The organism is Pseudoalteromonas sp. P1-9, assembly GCF_001399975.1.
Lineage (GTDB): Bacteria > Pseudomonadota > Gammaproteobacteria > Enterobacterales > Alteromonadaceae > Pseudoalteromonas.
The window spans coordinates 1-2,238 of record NZ_LKBD01000091.1; the positions used below are offsets into that span (position 1 = coordinate 1).

At 38.3% G+C, this 2,238-nt stretch carries 3 protein-coding genes; all 3 read left to right on the forward strand.

Going from position 1 to position 2,238, the window contains the following annotated elements; translation table 11 throughout:
• On the forward strand, nucleotides 1-173 hold a 173-nt coding region (locus AN214_RS23385), incomplete at its 5' end, for an RHS repeat-associated core domain-containing protein (RefSeq protein ID WP_200911156.1).
• Nucleotides 174-257: 84 nt separating this feature from the next.
• Nucleotides 258-1,232, forward strand: a complete 975-nt coding sequence (locus AN214_RS21620) for a transposase (RefSeq protein WP_054981602.1) — start codon at nucleotides 258-260, stop codon at nucleotides 1,230-1,232.
• A 628-nt stretch (nucleotides 1,233-1,860) separates the two neighbouring features.
• A partial coding sequence (locus tag AN214_RS21625) for a DUF5052 family protein (RefSeq protein ID WP_235576799.1) occupies nucleotides 1,861-2,238 on the forward strand: 378 nt, incomplete at its 3' end.

Here is a 2,238-nt window from a genome sequence, read left to right on the forward strand (position 1 = left end):
AATTACAAAACCAAACAGGCACAACGGACAATAATTACCTTTATACCGGTGAACAATTTGACGGTGATTTAGACCAGTATTACTTGCGCGCACGCTACTATGACCAAGGTGTAGGGCGTTTTACGCAGCAAGATGCGTGGATGGGGCGTGATGGTGAACCTGTTACCCTGTGAAGTTAAAGATGACACCCACCTTTAATTGCACTATTTTCGCTTTTAGCTAAGCTTTAGATAGTGCAATTTTGTGTAGAGGTTGTGATGGCTATTCCTCGTAAGCGCCAAGTAAGTTTGTCTGATACGCCTTATTACCATTGTATTTCCCGTTGTGTACGTCGCGCGTTTTTGTGTGGTGAAGACAAAGTAAAAGGGAAAAGCTATGAACATCGAAGAGAGTGGGTAGAGAGCAAACTATTCGAAATAAGCAAAGTATTTTGTATTGATGTATGTGCGTATGCTGTAATGAGTAACCACACTCATATAGTACTGTGCGTAGATGAGAAAAAAGCAAAACGATTAAAACAAAAAGCAATTCTTATTCGCTGGCACAAGCTGTTTAAAGGTAATTTACTCACACAAAAATACTTGTCTGGCGAACCACTTAATCCAGCTGAACAATTCACACTCGATGAAATGACGCAGGTGTTTCGTAATCGCTTAATGGATATTAGCTGGTTTATGCGCGTACTGAATGAAGATATTGCGCGCAAAGCTAACTTTGAGGATAACTGCACTGGTAGATTTTGGGAGAGTCGATTTAAGTCTCAAGCACTCCTAGATGAAGCAGCCCTTACCGCCTGCATGGCGTATGTAGATTTAAACCCAATACGCGCCAAAATAGCCAATACACCTGAAACATCAGACTACACCAGTATTCAACAACGAATAAAAGCAGCATTAGAAGGCAAGCAACCAAAACCACTCATGACGTTTATTGGTAATCCACGAAAACACATGCCGAAAGGGCTGCCATTTGAACTACAATCATATTTAGAATTAATAGAACTTACAGGGCGCTGCATACGTGAAGACAAACGCGGCTATATAAGCAACGCCGAGCAACCGATTCTAACGCGATTAAACATTGAACCCGAAAACTGGTTAAAGCTGGCCACTAAATTCACGAAAGTCTTTCATGGTGCAGTCGGTCATTCAGAATCGCTACAATCTTATAAAGAACACCTCGAATTAAAACGAAGGCCAAATCTCGCCAATTGCGAAAAATTACTCGCTTAGCTAATTATTACCCCGCACAATCATCCATGCCACAAAAGTCCGCCACATAGGGTGATTTTTGTATGCACTTAGATTGGTTTTACTTATTGATATTAAATAAACAACTGTTATTTATTTGGATAAATCAGCTCTAAAACAAGAATTACTAGTTAATTGAGGGTATTTAAGTTGGTTTTGTTAGCTTTACTAAAGTAATTTAAAGTTGGGTGTCATTGTTAAAATTAAAAAAATGACAAATTAGAAAAATTGATTAAAAAGTTAAAGTTTTGTTAGTTAAAGGGCAATAAATGAGTTTCGAGTTTAATTAAATTAAAGATGACACCCAACCATATTTGAACAGATGATGACCCTCGACTAAGCTTTAAAATAACAAAGACACCCACTCTAATTTGATTTAGTTTGGGTGTTTTTTATGTTTATATTTTGAGTGAAACGAAAGAATCCAAAAAAGATCTAAGAGGAAAAAACTAGGGTCAGAGTAAACTTAATTTTTCGTGTTGAAACCTATGCCTATGATGCACTTAATCGTTTAATCAGTGTTACCGATAACACAAATCAGGTTACCAGTTACGGCTATGATAAAAATGGTAACCGCGTATCACAAAGTAACAGTAATGGCACCAGTACTTTGTATGCGTATGACGACTTAAATCGTCTTACTAAGGTGAGTCACTACAATGCCCAAGGTGTTGTTATCAATGAATTTAACTATGAGCTTGATAACACAGGGCGCAGAACGAAACTCACAGAATTAACTGGTAGAGCAAGCACTTACAGCTACGACAACCTTTACAGATTAACCAGTGAAAGTATCACCGACGCTGTAAATGGTAACAGCCAAACCAGCTTTACCTATGACAAGGTGGGGAATCGTTTAACCCAAACGCATAACACAATCACTACAAATTATGTGTTTGATGATAACGATAGGCTAACAAGTGAAACTGAAGGCACGGATGTTACCACCTTCACGTATGACGATAACGGCAACACCTTAATCAAAGAC

Bases quoted from the DNA above. Each gene is read 5' to 3' on its own strand.
- AN214_RS21620 (WP_054981602.1), top strand. From the start codon at position 258: ATGGCTATTCCTCGTAAGCGCCAAGTAAGTTTGTCTGATACGCCTTAT.